General features: G+C 41.9%; 14 protein-coding genes. 13 read left to right on the top strand and 1 reads right to left on the bottom strand.

Annotation, left to right across the window (positions count from 1 at the left end; all coding sequences use genetic code 11):
• Positions 1-30 precede the first annotated feature (30 nt).
• From groL to B6N13_RS16350, 13 genes are all read left to right on the top strand, one after another.
• Positions 31-1,674: a chaperonin GroEL gene (groL, locus tag B6N13_RS16410; RefSeq protein ID WP_012069738.1), complete on the top strand. Its 1,644-nt coding sequence runs from the start codon at positions 31-33 to the stop codon at positions 1,672-1,674.
• Between the two features lie 111 nt (positions 1,675-1,785).
• Positions 1,786-2,508: an EAL domain-containing protein gene (locus B6N13_RS16405; protein ID WP_169459992.1), complete on the top strand. Its 723-nt coding sequence runs from the start codon at positions 1,786-1,788 to the stop codon at positions 2,506-2,508.
• Positions 2,509-2,654: 146 nt separating this feature from the next.
• Positions 2,655-4,874: a FimV/HubP family polar landmark protein gene (locus B6N13_RS16400; RefSeq protein ID WP_169459991.1), complete on the top strand. Its 2,220-nt coding sequence runs from the start codon at positions 2,655-2,657 to the stop codon at positions 4,872-4,874.
• On the top strand, positions 4,867-5,691 hold the full coding sequence (gene truA, locus B6N13_RS16395; RefSeq protein ID WP_012069741.1) for a tRNA pseudouridine(38-40) synthase TruA: 825 nt from the start codon (positions 4,867-4,869) through the stop codon (positions 5,689-5,691). Before B6N13_RS16400 ends, truA begins: the two co-directional genes overlap by 8 nt.
• Positions 5,675-6,292 carry a phosphoribosylanthranilate isomerase gene (locus B6N13_RS16390; protein ID WP_169459990.1) on the top strand — a complete coding sequence of 206 codons (618 nt, stop codon included), beginning with the start codon at positions 5,675-5,677 and terminating at the stop codon, positions 6,290-6,292. Before truA ends, B6N13_RS16390 begins: the two co-directional genes overlap by 17 nt.
• Complete coding sequence (gene trpB / locus B6N13_RS16385; protein ID WP_012069743.1) at positions 6,285-7,496, top strand: tryptophan synthase subunit beta; 1,212 nt, start codon at positions 6,285-6,287, stop codon at positions 7,494-7,496. Before B6N13_RS16390 ends, trpB begins: the two co-directional genes overlap by 8 nt.
• On the top strand, positions 7,493-8,299 hold the full coding sequence (gene trpA, locus B6N13_RS16380; RefSeq protein ID WP_169459989.1) for a tryptophan synthase subunit alpha: 807 nt from the start codon (positions 7,493-7,495) through the stop codon (positions 8,297-8,299). The genes trpB and trpA overlap by 4 nt, the downstream gene beginning before the upstream one ends.
• 31 nt (positions 8,300-8,330) lie before the next feature.
• Positions 8,331-9,194 (top strand): acetyl-CoA carboxylase, carboxyltransferase subunit beta, encoded by an 864-nt coding sequence (accD, locus tag B6N13_RS16375; RefSeq protein ID WP_012069745.1) that lies wholly within the window; start codon positions 8,331-8,333, stop codon positions 9,192-9,194.
• A 4-nt stretch (positions 9,195-9,198) separates the two neighbouring features.
• Positions 9,199-10,455 (top strand): bifunctional tetrahydrofolate synthase/dihydrofolate synthase, encoded by a 1,257-nt coding sequence (gene folC / locus B6N13_RS16370; RefSeq protein WP_169459988.1) that lies wholly within the window; start codon positions 9,199-9,201, stop codon positions 10,453-10,455.
• A 2-nt stretch (positions 10,456-10,457) separates the two neighbouring features.
• Complete coding sequence (locus B6N13_RS16365) at positions 10,458-11,063, top strand: SPOR domain-containing protein (protein WP_248280364.1); 606 nt, start codon at positions 10,458-10,460, stop codon at positions 11,061-11,063.
• 93 nt (positions 11,064-11,156) lie between these two features.
• Positions 11,157-11,672, top strand: a complete 516-nt coding sequence (locus tag B6N13_RS16360; protein ID WP_157036077.1) for a CvpA family protein — start codon at positions 11,157-11,159, stop codon at positions 11,670-11,672.
• A gap of 77 nt (positions 11,673-11,749) precedes the next feature.
• Positions 11,750-13,258: an amidophosphoribosyltransferase gene (gene purF / locus B6N13_RS16355; RefSeq protein WP_012069749.1), complete on the top strand. Its 1,509-nt coding sequence runs from the start codon at positions 11,750-11,752 to the stop codon at positions 13,256-13,258.
• A 79-nt stretch (positions 13,259-13,337) separates the two neighbouring features.
• Positions 13,338-14,531 (top strand): O-succinylhomoserine sulfhydrylase, encoded by a 1,194-nt coding sequence (locus B6N13_RS16350; RefSeq protein ID WP_169459987.1) that lies wholly within the window; start codon positions 13,338-13,340, stop codon positions 14,529-14,531.
• 99 nt (positions 14,532-14,630) lie between these two features.
• On the opposite strand, the gene B6N13_RS16345 is transcribed toward B6N13_RS16350, so the two are convergent.
• Positions 14,631-14,944 (bottom strand): group II intron maturase-specific domain-containing protein (locus tag B6N13_RS16345; protein WP_282434087.1); only part of this gene is annotated, 314 nt, incomplete at its 5' end.

Below are 14,944 nucleotides of genomic sequence, written 5' to 3'. Positions count from 1 at the left end.
ATAGCATTTAAACAGTTAAGGTATAAGAAAATGGCAGCTAAAGAAGTTAAATTTGGAGATAGCGCTCGTCAGCAGATGCTGAAAGGTGTAAACGTTCTTGCAGATGCAGTGAAAGTAACATTGGGGCCAAAAGGTCGTAACGTTATTATTGAGAAATCTTATGGTGCACCACTTGTTACTAAAGATGGCGTGACTGTAGCGAAAGAAATTGAGCTTGAGAACAAGTTTGAAAACATGGGCGCGCAAATGGTGAAAGAAGTTGCTTCTCAAGCCAATGATGTTGCTGGTGATGGTACGACTACAGCAACTGTTCTTGCGCAAGCAATTGTGGCTGAAGGTCTTAAAGCTGTTGCTGCGGGTCGTAACCCAATGGATCTTAAGCGTGGTATCGACCAAGCTGCTGCGGCAGTTGTAAAAGAGATTGCAGCACAATCTACGCCTTGTACTGATACTCGTGCAATCGAGCAGGTTGGTACTATTTCTGCTAACTCTGATTCTTCTGTTGGTAGAATCATTGCAGAAGCGATGGAGCGTGTTGGTAAAGAAGGTGTTATCACAGTAGAAGAAGGTTCAGGTTTTGAGGATGAACTGGCTGTGGTAGAAGGTATGCAGTTTGATCGCGGCTACCTATCTCCTTACTTCATCAACAACCAAGAGACTATGAGTGCGGAACTTGAAAACCCATTCATTCTTCTTGTTGATAAGAAAATCTCTAATATCCGTGATTTGCTACCAGTATTAGAAGGTGTTGCAAAAGCTTCTCGTCCATTATTGATTATTGCAGAAGATGTCGAAGGCGAAGCTCTAGCAACTTTGGTTGTGAATACTATGCGCGGCATCGTAAAAGTAGCTGCAGCTAAAGCGCCAGGCTTTGGTGATCGTCGTAAAGCAATGCTTGAAGATATCGCCGTACTTTCTGGTGCTACCGTTATTTCTGAAGAAGTGGGTTTGAGTCTAGAAACAGCGACCCTTGATCAGCTAGGTACAGCAAAACGTGTTACTTTGACAAAAGAAAGTACAACGATTGTAGATGGTGCTGGTAATGCAGCAAACATCACCAGTCGTGTTGAGCAAATTCGTGCTGAAATTGCTAACTCTTCTTCTGACTATGACAAAGAAAAACTTCAAGAGCGTGTTGCTAAATTGGCTGGCGGCGTTGCTGTTATCAAAATTGGCGCAGCAACTGAGTTGGCAATGAAAGAGAAAAAAGCGCGTGTAGATGACGCTCTTCATGCAACTCGTGCTGCTGTTGAAGAGGGTGTTGTTGCTGGTGGTGGTGTTGCTCTAGTTCGCGCTCTTACTAAAATTGTTGATCTTAAAGGTGAGAACGAAGATCAAAGCGTAGGTATCACTCTTGCTTTACGTGCAATGGAAGCGCCAATGCGCCAAATCGTCATCAACGCAGGTGCTGAAGCCTCTGTTGTTGTAGATAAAGTTAAGCAAGGTGAAGGTAACTTCGGTTATAACGCTGCTACTGGTGAGTATGGCGATATGTTGGAAATGGGTATCCTAGATCCAGCTAAAGTAACTCGCTCTGCACTTCAAGCGGCAGCTTCTGTAGCGGGTCTTATGATCACTACTGAGGCAATGATTGCTGATTTGCCAAAAGATGACGCTGGCATGCCTGATATGGGTGGCATGGGCGGAATGGGTGGTATGGGCGGGATGATGTGATCCTTCTCTAACTCATTGATATAAAAGAAAACCTCGCTTTTTAGTGAGGTTTTTTTTTATAATATTTTTTTATGTTAATGAGTGTTGTTCTCAGTTGATGGAGTTTTGTAAATGGATTTATTGTCACAAAATACGCTGTTAGAGTTGGTTGAATCTAAGCGCTTTGGGGTGGAGTATCAGCCTATTGTGGAGCTAAAAACGGGTAATATATTTGCTTATGAAGCTCTTTCACGGTTTAGAACTGCTTTCGGTGAATTAATACGGCCTGATTATGTTTATGCTGCGTTACACGATAATCCTTTGCTCTTGTTTCAAGTTGAGTTGGCTCAAAAAAAGATACAGTTAGAGCATCTATCCAATTCAGAAAGGGTTTTTGTCAATTTAGATCAGGATGCCTTTTATGCTTGTGGCCATAATGGCGGAAATAATCCCTTTGTTGAGCTTATACAGGAGGCGGGGCGAAAACGGGTTGTGGTGGAGTTAATAGAAAATTCTGAAATAAATGATGCTTTGATGAGTTTGTCTATGATTGAACTCTTTAATGGATTGGGTATTCGGACTGCGCTTGATGATCTATGTAACCCAAAATCTATGTTATCTGTTGCCGTGTTGCAGTTAGTAGAATGGGTTAAATTGGATAAATGTGTGCTAGAAAAGAGATTAGATGCTAATTTTATGGTGTTTGTATCAAAGATAATTGATTTCGCTCATGCTACCGGGAAGCAGGTTATTCTTGAGGGTGTCGAGGTAGAGGAAGACTTAGCTTTTGCCCGGCAGATAGATGTAGATTATGTGCAGGGGTTTTATTATCGAAGTGGTTTTTTGAGTTATTAGGTGTAAAAATGTATTGTTTTTACATTTTTTATCTCTCTGTTGCATTAAGTGCAAACCATTGATTCTAAAGCTATTGATAAATGATCACCTGTGTAAGATACTTGTTTAGATATTTATGTCCATAATTTGTAAATAAAGGGAAGCTTATGCTCAGAAAAACCCTCGTTAGTATTGCTGTGTCAGGTGCGCTATATGTGTCCAGCAGTTACGCATTGGAACTGGGTGAGTTGACCTCTCAATCAAATTTGGGCGAGCCTTATCGCGGGAAAATTGAACTTTCTGATGTTGGGTCTTTAACAAACAATGATATATTGATTCGTCTTGGTAGCGAAAGTGAATTTCGTCAAGCTGGCTTTGCTCAGACAAGAGTTTTATCACAGCTAAAATTTGACGTTGTGCGTGAAGGTGGTAATCTCGTTGTGGCTGTGTCATCTGATCAGCCATTACAAGTAGATGAGTTGCGCTTTATTTTGGCTGCTCGTTGGCCTAGTGGCCAGGTTGTTAGAGAATATCAAGCTCCATTAAACCAATCTGCATTGGTTGAAAAGTCTCAAAAAGAAGTCGTTCAATCTACTCCTGTTGCATCCTCTTCTGCTTCTGCTATCTCAAGTCAAGTTGTCTTCCGTAAAGCAACTATTGCTGCAGAGAAGCTATCTTCTAAAGGTCAGCTCAATGTGGTCAAAGGAAATACCCTCTGGTCTATTGCGGGGCAAAATCGTCCTTCGAATCAGCTGACCATTTATCAAACAATGATGGCGATACAGGCACTTAATAAAGACGCTTTTTATTCAGATAATATAAATTTATTGAAAGAAGGTGCCATTCTGCGTTTGCCAACTCAGGATCAAATTGCACTTTTTAACAAAACAATTTCAGAAACAGAGTTTAAGCGTCAGCATGATGCTTGGATGGCCCTGAAAGGTTCCAAAGGTAATACTGCTATAGAGCAAGCTCAATTAAATACTCAGGCGAAAGCTAAGGCTGCGGCTAATGCTCCTGCAGCTGATGGTGATAAATTGACCTTGGCTTCTGGACAAAGTTTATTACCTGAAAATACTGCGAGTTCAAATGCCGGTGATGATAAAAGTGCTGCCTTAAATGCTCTGCAAGGGGAGTTATCTGCCTCACAGGAAATGTTAGACAAAGAGCGACGTGAAAAAGGTGAATTATCAACTCAATTAGGCGATTTGAACAAACAGCTTGAAACTCTTGAGAAGCTAATTAGTTTAAAAGATAAACAAATGGCAGATTTGCAGCAGCAATTTGCCAGCGCTCAGCAGGCTCTTCAAGAGCAAAAGAATACTGTTGATCAGCTTTTAGAGGCAGATCAAATACGTCGAGAGAAAGAATTGGCGGAAGAGTCATCTCTTGTTAACAAGATATTTGGCAATCCAATCGTTGTATCGATAGGTGCAGTTGTGTTGCTGCTATTTGGTTTCTTGATTGGGCTAGTAATGCGAAGAGCTGGCAAGAAGCAAGAGGAACAAGACTCATTAAAAAAGGATGAATTTGATCTCTCTTCAGCAGGGGTTGTCGCGCCAGTTGCTGTCGCTGCGGCAGCAGATTATGCATTAGACGATGAAATTGAAGAGAAAGAAGAGTTAAAAGAAGAAGATCCTTTCGCTTTTGATTTTGATACGCCAGATGAAGATGATGATCTTGAAGATTTTGGTTCTTTTGGGGACGATGTAGCTTCTGTAGAGTTTACTGATCAAATGGTCGATGACGAAATAGACTTGTCTGAAGATCCAGAAGATGAACTTGAAAGTGCAGCAGAAGATGATGCTATTGACGATGACATGTTTGCGTCTTTTGATGAGCCAGATGATTTGTCTGATCCAGTGTTAGATTTTGGTGAAGATGATGAGCTAGATGAACTGGAAACCTTTGCTGAAGATGATATACCAACAATGACACCAGAAGCTGCAGAGCCGGCTTCTGATGAGGTGGAGGATGAAGCCGAAAGCGAAGAAGAGTCTTTTGTTTCGAGTCTATTGAATGATGTTGATCAAGATGATGTTGACGAATCGTCTATCTTTAGTGGTACTCCAAATGATTCTTTGGCTAACTCAATAGAAGAAACATTAGCTGAGGCTCAGCAGGAGGAAGATGAAATAGAGGTTCCTTCATTTGGCGAGGCTGAAGCGGCTGCAGATGAAGAAGTTAGCGATGAAGAGGAAGAGTTCGACTTCTTTGATGCTAGTGGTGATGAGGTTGCAACCAAGCTTGATTTAGCAAGAGCCTATATGGATATGGGGGATGAAGAGGGTGCTCGAGTTATTCTGGATGATGTTATTGAGTCAGGTAATGAACAGCAAATTGCTGAAGCACAGAATATGATGGAGCGAATGTTCCCAAGTGACTAAAAAAGTAGTACTAGTTGTTGAATATAATGGCTCTGAGTATAAGGGCTGGCAAGCACAGAAATTTGGTGTTCCAAGTGTTCAGGAGAATTTAGAAAAAGCGTTGGCCATAATTGCAAATCATCCTGTTAAGGTGGTTTGTGCTGGTCGAACGGATTCAGGTGTCCATGCAAGCGCCCAAGTCGTTCATTTTGAAACGGATGTTGAGCGTAATGAGCGAGCATGGACGTTAGGAGTTAATACACATCTACCAAGTGATATTACCGTTGTAGCGGCAAGCCCTGTATCGAATGATTTTCATGCTCGGTTTAGTGCTCTAAGTCGCCGTTATCGATATGTTATTTATTCATCCGATTTTTGTCCCGCAATTTTATCCAAGGGGATTACTTGGACGTATAAAAATCTTGATGTTTCTGCCATGAAAGAAGCTGCCAAAGTTTTTTTGGGGACACATGACTTTTCCTCCTTTAGGGCGGTTGGCTGTCAGGCCAAAACACCTATTAGAACAATTCTTAATTTTGAGGTTCACCAGCTTGGTCAGTATATAGTGCTAGATGTAAGAGCTAATGCATTTTTGCATCATATGATCCGAAATTTTGCTGGCGTCCTGATGTCTATAGGTGCAGGCGAAAAACCAGTTTCTTGGGCAAAACAGACCTTAGAAGCAAAGGATCGTACAAAGGGTGGAATTACAGCGCCACCGACAGGGTTGTATTTTGTTGATGCTCAATACCCTGATGTCTTTAATGTGCCGAAACGACCTTTAGGTCCTCATTTTTTACCCTATGTAGACGAGCCAGTTTATGAATTGCCGAGTTAAAATCTGCGGGATAACAAATTTAGACGACGCAATGGTTGCATGTCGCTATGGTGCAGATGCTTTGGGTTTTGTTTTTTACGAAAAAAGTCCTAGATATGTTGCTCCTGATATGGCGAATGCCATTGTTGCTCAGTTACCACCATTTATAACTCCTGTTGCTTTATTTGTAGATGCGGATACATCGTTGGTCAATTCTGTAATAAGTGGCAGTTCGCGCTGGACAATTCAATTTCATGGTAGTGAATCTGAGTCTGAATGCATTTCTTATCAGCGTCCTTATATTAAGGCGTTGAGGATACAGCGAGGGGATGATGTTGCTGCTTTGGTAGATCAATACCCAAGTGCTAGTGCTATGTTACTGGATGCTTATAAAGCTGGTGTTCCTGGTGGGACGGGGGAAGTCTTTGATTGGTCTTTAATACCGATTGGCTTGTCTAAACCAATTGTGCTTGCGGGCGGTTTAACGCCAAGTAATGTGAAGCAAGCAATAAAACAAGTTAAGCCGTACGCCGTCGATGTAAGTGGTGGTGTTGAATTATCTAAAGGCATTAAGAGTGAGCCTCTGGTTCAAGAATTTATTAGTGGAGCAAAATGTGGATAGCAAAGATATTAATCTAGATTTACCAGACTCTCATGGTCGTTTTGGTCCCTATGGCGGCATATTTGTTTCTGAAACATTGATGTCGGCTTTGGAGGATTTGGCTGAAATGTATGAGCGTCTATCTAAAGATGACGCTTTTCAGGCTGCTTTTGATCATGATTTAGCGCATTACGTTGGTCGTCCATCGCCTTTATATTTTGCTGAGCGGTTAACGAAAAAAGCTGGTGGCGCAAAGATATATCTTAAGCGTGAGGATTTAAACCACACAGGTGCTCACAAGATAAATAATACAATTGGCCAGGCTTTGCTTGCGAAACATATGGGCAAACCAAACATTATTGCAGAAACTGGGGCTGGTCAGCATGGTGTGGCTTCTGCAACTGTTGCTGCTCGATTGGGTTTGAAGTGTAAGGTATTTATGGGGGCGGAAGATATTCGTCGTCAATCACTTAACGTATATCGTATGAAGCTATTAGGTGCGGAAGTGATTTCCGTTGAGTCTGGCACTAAGACGTTAAAAGATGCGCTTAATGAAGCAATGCGTTATTGGGTGGGGAATGTGGATGATACCTTTTATATTATAGGTACTGCTGCAGGCCCTCATCCTTATCCTAAATTGGTTCGAGATTTTCAATCTGTAATTGGTCGCGAAACTAAGGCTCAGTGTTTGGCTCAAGAGGGGCGTTTACCAGATGCTCTTGTTGCGTGTGTTGGTGGCGGATCAAATGCCATTGGTATGTTTCATCCATTTATTAAAGACGAAAGTGTCGCGATGTATGGTGTTGAAGCAGGTGGTGATGGTATTGAAACAGGTCGCCATGCGGCTCCATTAAGTGCTGGGCGTCCTGGTGTTCTGCATGGCAACCGTACTTATGTCATGGCGGATGATGATGGTCAAATTATTGGTACTCATTCTATCTCTGCGGGTTTGGATTATCCTGGTGTTGGTCCTGAACATGCTTGGTTAAAAGATATCGGACGCGCTAACTACGTGGCGATTAATGATGATGAAGCGATGACTGGCTTTAGAGATTTAACTCGCTTAGAAGGCATAATGCCTGCACTTGAGTCAAGTCATGCTGTGGCTTACGGTATGAAATTAGCGGCGACCATGGATAAAGATAAGATTGTTGTAATCAACCTTTCGGGGCGTGGTGATAAAGATATTCTTACCGTTGCAGAATTGGATGGGATTGAAGTATGAGTCGCATTAAACAATGTTTTGAAAATTTAGAAAAGTCTGGTAAAAAAGCGCTCATTCCGTATATTACCGCGGGTGATCCTAGTCCTGATTATACAGTGACCTTGATGAATGCTTTGGTTGATGCTGGGGCTGATGTTATTGAAATTGGTATGCCTTTTTCGGATCCCATGGCTGATGGCCCAGTAATTCAGTTAGCCTGTGAGCGTAGCTTGGCAGCTGGTACCAGTGTTAAAAAAGTACTGCAAATTATTACTGAATTTAGACAAAGTAATAAACAAACGCCTATTGTTTTGATGGGCTATTTAAATCCAATTGAGTTTTTTGGCTATCAAGCTTTTTCAGATGCAGCAAAAGAAGCGGGTGTTGATGGTATTTTATTAGTAGATCTGACTCCTGAAGAGGCGACAGATGTAGTAGAATGCTTCCGAGAGAACGAGATAGATCTTATTTATTTGCTGTCACCTACGACAACACCAGATCGCGCAAAGAAAATCTGTGACTTGGCATCAGGTTATGTGTACTACGTTTCTGTGAAAGGTGTAACTGGTTCTGCTGAACTGGATGTTGATAGTGTTAAGAAGCATGTGGATTCATTGCGTGAAATTACCACCTTACCTATTGGTGTTGGTTTTGGTATACGCGATGCGAAAACTGCAGCGGCAGTAAGTAAATGTGCTGATGGCGTGATTGTTGGTAGTGTATTAGTGAATGCTATCGCTGAAAATAAAGATCATCAAAAAGAATATATAGCTGACGCTTTAAGCGCTATTTTATTGCCTATGCGAAATGAAATGGATGCTTAAGCGATAGCAAACGAGAAATGTGGAGAAGTAAATGAGTAGCTGGTTAGATAAATTTGTCCCTTCTATAGTACGTAGTGAATCAAAGCGTAGTGCGGGTTCTGTACCTGAGGGTCTTTGGAAAAAATGTCCAAAATGTGAAAATGTTCTATATCGTCCAGAGTTGGAAAAAAACTTAGATGTTTGTCCAAAATGTAGCCATCACCTTCGTGTTAGTGCGCGCCGTCGTTTGGATATTTTCTTAGATAAAGAAGGTCGTCATGAAATCGCCGCTCATCTTGAGCCTGAAGATAAATTAAAATTCAAAGATTCTAAGCGTTATAAAGATCGTTTGGCGGATGCGCAAAAAGCGACAGGTGAAAAAGATGCTCTTGTTGCTATGCAGGGCGCTTTGAATGGTATGCCTGTTGTGGCTGTTGCGTTTGAATTTAGCTTCTTAGGTGGCTCAATGGGGGCTATTGTTGGAGAGCGTTTTATTCAAGCGGTGAATGTTTGTTTGGAAAAGCGTATTCCTCTAGTGTGTTTTTCTGCAAGTGGTGGTGCTCGTATGCAAGAAGCACTTATCTCTTTGATGCAGATGGCAAAAACCAGTGCTGGTTTGGAGCGTTTGAAGCAAGAGGGTATTCCATATATTTCTGTTATGACTGATCCAGTTTTCGGTGGTGTATCTGCTTCTTTGGCTATGTTAGGTGACTTGAATGTTGCTGAGCCAAATGCATTGATTGGTTTCGCCGGTCCGCGTGTTATTGAGCAGACAGTTCGTGAAAAGCTACCTGAAGGCTTTCAGCGTAGTGAGTTTTTGTTGGAAAAAGGCGCGTTAGATATGATTATCAAGCGTGATGAGATGCGTAATCGTTTATATAATATCCTGTCTTTGCTAACGAATAAGGTTGCTTAATAAGATGGCGCATACGTCATTAGCTAGCTGGCTCTCATATATTGAGAGTCAGCATCCTTCAGAAATAGAGTTAGGCCTAGAGAGAGGGAGCAAAGTATTAGCTCGACTAAATTTATCTAGACCTAAGCATAAAGTGATCACAGTAGCTGGAACAAATGGTAAAGGCTCAACATGCGCCATGTTGACTCAGTATCTGTGCGCGCAAAATTATTCTGTTGGTACCTATACCTCACCCCATTTTATTGCTTTTAACGAGCGTATTGCATTGAATGATTCGCCTTGTGACGATGAAATTCTTTGTCGTGCTTTCGAGGTTGTTGAGGAGGCGCGAGAAGGTATCTCTTTAACCTATTTTGAATTCAGTACTCTTGCTGCATTATGGATTTTTGACCAGTCTAATTTGGATTATTGGGTACTAGAAGTGGGGTTAGGTGGGCGCTTAGATTCTGTCAATATGATGGACACCGACGTTGCTGTTGTTACCTCTATTTCTTTGGATCACATCGATTGGTTGGGCGATAACCTAGATGTTATTGCACGCGAAAAAGCAGGTATTGCGAGAAAAGATAAGTTACTTATTAGTGGTGTTGTTAATCCTCCTAGTACTATTGCGAGCACTGCATTAGAGGTGGGGGCGCATTTGCGTCAAAAAGGTGTCGATTTTCACTTCGAGTTAGATGGCAGTACTTGGTCATGGTCCGGTGATGGGGTTCAGTTTGAAAAATTGCCGATTCCAGCACTTCCTCTGCAAAATGCAGCTACTGTGATTGCTGTTTTGGTTTATATGGGATTTTCTCCTGCGTATGCGGATTTAGTTACTTTATTTGATAGTGCGCAGTTAATGGGGCGTTTTCAGAAAGTAGCAACGTCTCCTGATGTGTATATTGATGTAGCCCATAATCCGGAAGCTGCTATTGAATTAGCTCAGCGCATAAGTAATTTGCCGATTCAGCCAGTTGCAGTCTGCGGTATGTTGAAAGACAAAGACATAGCAAGTGTCATGGAGCATCTTGCAGGCAGTTTCTCGGATTGGTTTTGCTGTGATTTAGCTGGACCAAGAGGCGCGAAAGCAAGTGAGCTTATTAAGCATATTGTGCATAGTTCACCTTCACTCGCCCTAAACGCAAAGGCTTTTCAATCCGTTGGTGATGCTTTTAGTTCTGCTTTAGTAAAAGCTCAGGATGAGCAGCGTTCAGTGATTATTTTTGGCTCCTTTGTAACTGTCTCGAATTATTTGGCGCTTAATCAATCAAAAGAGTAATTATGATAGACAGAACCATTACATACAGACTTATTGGTGCCGGCATTATGGTGCTATCAGCGGCCATAATATTACCTTTGTTTTTGGATGGTGAGCGTCCAGCTGAGCTTGATGTTCAGGTTCAGGTCACTACACCTCCAGCTTTTCCTATCGTAGAAATAGCCCCTGTTCAGTCTGTTGATAGTTTACCGGTAGAGCAATCAATTGGTGAAGATAAGTCGGCAGAGGATATTCGTTTGATTCCAGTTCCTCAGTCTGCGAAGGATGTTTCAAGTATTAGCAGCGTGGAACCTACGGTTTCTGCTAAGTTAGAAGCAAAACCAGAAGCAAAACCTGCTGTTAAAGAGCCTGTTGAAAAAACGGCACCTATACAGGTTGCTGATCGCTGGGTGCTTCAGATTGCTACTTTTAAGAGCAAAGAAAATGCTGTTCGTTTAGTCGAAAAGCTTAAAGGGGCAAATTACGATGCCTATAGCTTGACGACTAATTCACTTTATAAAGTATATGTAGGTCCTGAGTTCAAGCGAGAAACCTCCGAAAAAATGCGTGAAGAGATTAAGAAAAAGTTTAGCTTAAACGGCATTGTTGTTAAATATTCAGTGAATTAGTTCGAGGTTTGGTGTCATGGTATTTGGAAAATCCCAGGCATCTGTTAGACTTCGCAGCGTTTTTTAGAGGTATTCATGGAGCAAGTTGGTTCAATGTCGACAATTGATTGGTTGATTATTGCTGTAGTGGTCCTTTCTACTCTTTTGAGTTTAAAAAGAGGCTTTGTTAAAGAGGTTTTATCACTTCTGACTTGGGTTGTTGCCTTTGTGGTAGCGGTGAAGTTCTCAGATCAGATGCAGGCATTGCTTCTTGAGCAAGTTCAAAATGACCAGATCCGTTATATTGTTTCTTTTGTTTCCTTATTTATAGCAACGTTAATTGTTGGAGCCTTAGTAAGTTTTTTACTGGGTTCTCTGATTCAAGTAACGGGCTTGTCGAGCACTGATAGAGTCTTAGGCATGTTATTTGGCTTTGCTCGTGGTGGTTTAATTGTTGTGGCTTTCGTTTCTCTATTGAGCTTGAGTCCAGCAATAGAAAAAACAGAGTTTTGGAAAACTTCACAATTGATCCCTCAATTGGGCCAGTTGAATGATTGGACGCGTGATATGTTAGGCAAGAGCTCGGATCTTATGGATTCGTCTCTCATTAATCGCGCCCTTGGAAATTAGTTGTTCTAAGTAGCAACCAAATAGATAAAGAACTTTTGCGGCGTTTGTCGCAATTCCCCAACACGAGGATCTAGAACATGTGTGGTATCGTTGGTGTCGTAGGCACGTCTGTGGTTAACCAAGCAATTTTTGATGCGTTAACTCTTCTTCAGCATCGTGGGCAAGATGCTGCGGGTATGGTTACAAGCCATAATGGGCGATTATGTTTACGCAAAGACAATGGTCCGGTGAGTGAAGTATTTCGCACTCGCCATATGAAAAAACTACACGGTAACATAGGTATTGGGCATGTCCGTTATCCAACGGCAGGGACTTCTAGTTCAGCAGAAGCTCAACCTTTCTATGTTAACTCTCCCTACGGCATTTCACTTGCGCACAATGGTAATTTAACGAATACCGCCAAATTGAAACGAGAAGTTTTTGAATCTGACTTGCGTCATATTAATACAACTTCCGATTCTGAGGTTTTGGTTAACGTATTGGCGCATGAGCTCCATGAAGAAGGTAAATTGGTGCCAACACCTGAAGATATCTTTAACGCGCTTGAACGCGTTTATAAGCGTATCGAAGGCGGTTATGCGGTCGTTACCTTGATTACAGGCTATGGTATTTTAGCTTTTCGTGATCCAGACGGTATTCGTCCATTGATTTATGGCTCTCGTCAAACCGATCAAGGTGTTGAATATATGGTCGCTTCTGAAAGTGTGGCGCTTGATGCAGCTGGCTTTAAAATTGAGCGTGATATTCAGCCAGGTGAAGCGATCTTTTTTGATCTAAACCACAATGTTCATGTGCGTCAGTGCACACCAAAAAAAGTAGCACGTCCTTGTTTGTTTGAATATGTGTACTTTGCTCGTCCAGATACGGTCATTGACAGCATCTCTGTCTATAAAGCACGTATTAACATGGGTGATCGTCTTGCAGCAAAAATCCAGCGTGAATGGATAGATCACGATATTGATGTGGTTATTCCAATTCCAGATACAAGCCGAACTGCTGCGTTGCAAATCGCGCAAGCATTAAATATTCCGTTCCGAGAGGGTTTGGTTAAAAACCGTTATATCGGTCGTACGTTTATCATGCCTGGTCAGGCTATTCGTAAAAAATCTGTGCGTCAAAAGCTAAATCCTGTGCCTTTTGAATTCAAAGATAAAACGGTATTACTTGTTGATGATTCCATTGTTCGTGGTACCACGAGTAAAGAAATTATAGAGATGGCAAGAGAAGCGGGTGCTAAAAAAGTATATATCGCATCAGCTGCGCCAGAAGTTCGTTATCCGAATGTTTATGGTATAGATATGCCTGCGGCAAAAGAGCTTATTGCCCATGATCGTAATGTTGATGAAATTTGCGAATTAATTGGTGCTGATAAATTAATTTTCCAAGATTTGCAAGATTTGATAGATGCATGTATCGACGAGAAACATTCAGATGTTCGCGAGTTTGATACGTCGGTATTTGACGCAAAATATATTACAGGCAATATTGATGCTGCTTACTTAGCGGGCATTGAAGGTGCGCGAAATGACTTAAATAAAGCTGCGGTTGAAGACCAAGAAGCTAGTGATATGATGCACCCTATGTAATATTGCATTATCTCGTGACGGATAAAGCTAAGCCAGGTCACGCCTGGCTTAGTTGTTTTTAGCAATGATTTTTTGAAGAATGGCTTGGAGTGAAGTAATGGCTGATTATAAAGACGCAACGAATGCGATTCGTGCAGGTATTCGTCAAACTCAAGAGCAAGAAAACAGCGAAGCCATTTTTATGACATCGAGCTTTGCTTATGGCAGTGCAGAAGAGGCAGCAGGGAAGTTTTCTGGTGAAGAAGATGGCAACGTTTATTCTCGTTTTACCAACCCAACGGTGGAATTATTTGAAAAGCGTTTAGCGACCCTAGAAAAAGGCGAGGCTGCCATTGCAACAAGTTCTGGGATGGCGGCGTTAATGACGCTTGCGTATAGTTTGTTAAGCGCAGGTGATCGTGTTGTTTGTTCCCGCAATATTTTTGGCTCAACAGTTAAGTTTTTTAATGCCTACACAGCAAAATTTGGTGTTGAAGTTCTGTATGTGGATGCAACAGATTATGCTGCATGGGAAGAGGCAATTAACGAAAATACACGTTTTTGTTATTTCGAAACACCTTCTAATCCACTCTATGAGGTGGTTGATGTCGCTCGTGTGGCTCCCCTGGCGCATGCTAAAGGCGCGTTGCTTTGTGTTGATACGGTTTTAGCGACACCGGCACTGCAGAACCCATTGACTCAAGGTGCTGATATTGTCATGCAATCAGCAACTAAGTTTATTGATGGTCAAGGTCGTTGTTTGGGTGGAGCTTTAATTTCCAGCCAAAAAATAGTTGATGTCTTCACTGCCTTTATGCGTAGTGCTGGGCCATGTATGAGCCCATTTAATGCTTGGGTGTTGTTAAATGGTTTAGAGACCTTGTCTTTGCGTATGACGGCACATTCCGCAAACGCTATGAAGCTGGCTACATATTTAGAAACGCACCCTAAAGTACTTAAAGTAAATTACGGTGGATTGCCAAGCCATAAATATCATGAGCTGGCTAAACAGCAGCAAAAAGATTTTGGTGGATTATTGTCTTTTGAAGTGGAGGGTGGTCGTAAAGCTGCTTGGGCCGTCATTAATGCATCGAAATTGATGTCGATTACAGGCAACTTGGGTGATACCAAAACTTTGGTGACTCATCCGGCTACTACGACTCATGGGCGATTGACGGACGATGAAAAAGCCAAGGCTGGTATTACAGAAGGATTGATTCGTATCTCTGTTGGTTTGGAAGATATCGACGATATTATTGCAGATCTTAAAGAAGCGTTAGACCAGTTGGATTAAGCCTTATTTTTTAACCAAATAATCTATTATATCGAGTAGGGTGAGGCGTTGCCGCCTCATCCCTCTCACAGAACCGTACGTACGGACCTCGTATACGGCTCATGCAAACTTCCATTCAGTATAAACACTGAACACATACCCCGTTCTCACTTCTTCAAGATTCACCAAACCTTGCTCATCGAACCATTTGTTTGGCATCGCGTGGCTGGCTAATGGACTCGCTGCATTTCTCCAACTGGTCATCGAGATGTACTTAAACGGCGGCTTGTAGCCCAGTTGCTTGAGCCTTCGATGCAGCCGTTTAGGTTTCTTCCATAATTTTAGTTGAGCACTGCGAAGCCGTCTCCTTAACCATTGGGCGATTTTCTTGAATTCACCACTCGCATTGGCAATCCTGAAGTACTGTCTGAACC

Source organism: Marinomonas sp. UCMA 3892, from assembly GCF_012726345.1.
GTDB lineage: Bacteria > Pseudomonadota > Gammaproteobacteria > Pseudomonadales > Marinomonadaceae > Marinomonas.
Note: the sequence above shows the minus strand (reverse complement) of the source record. Positions and strands in the feature narration are given on the sequence as shown.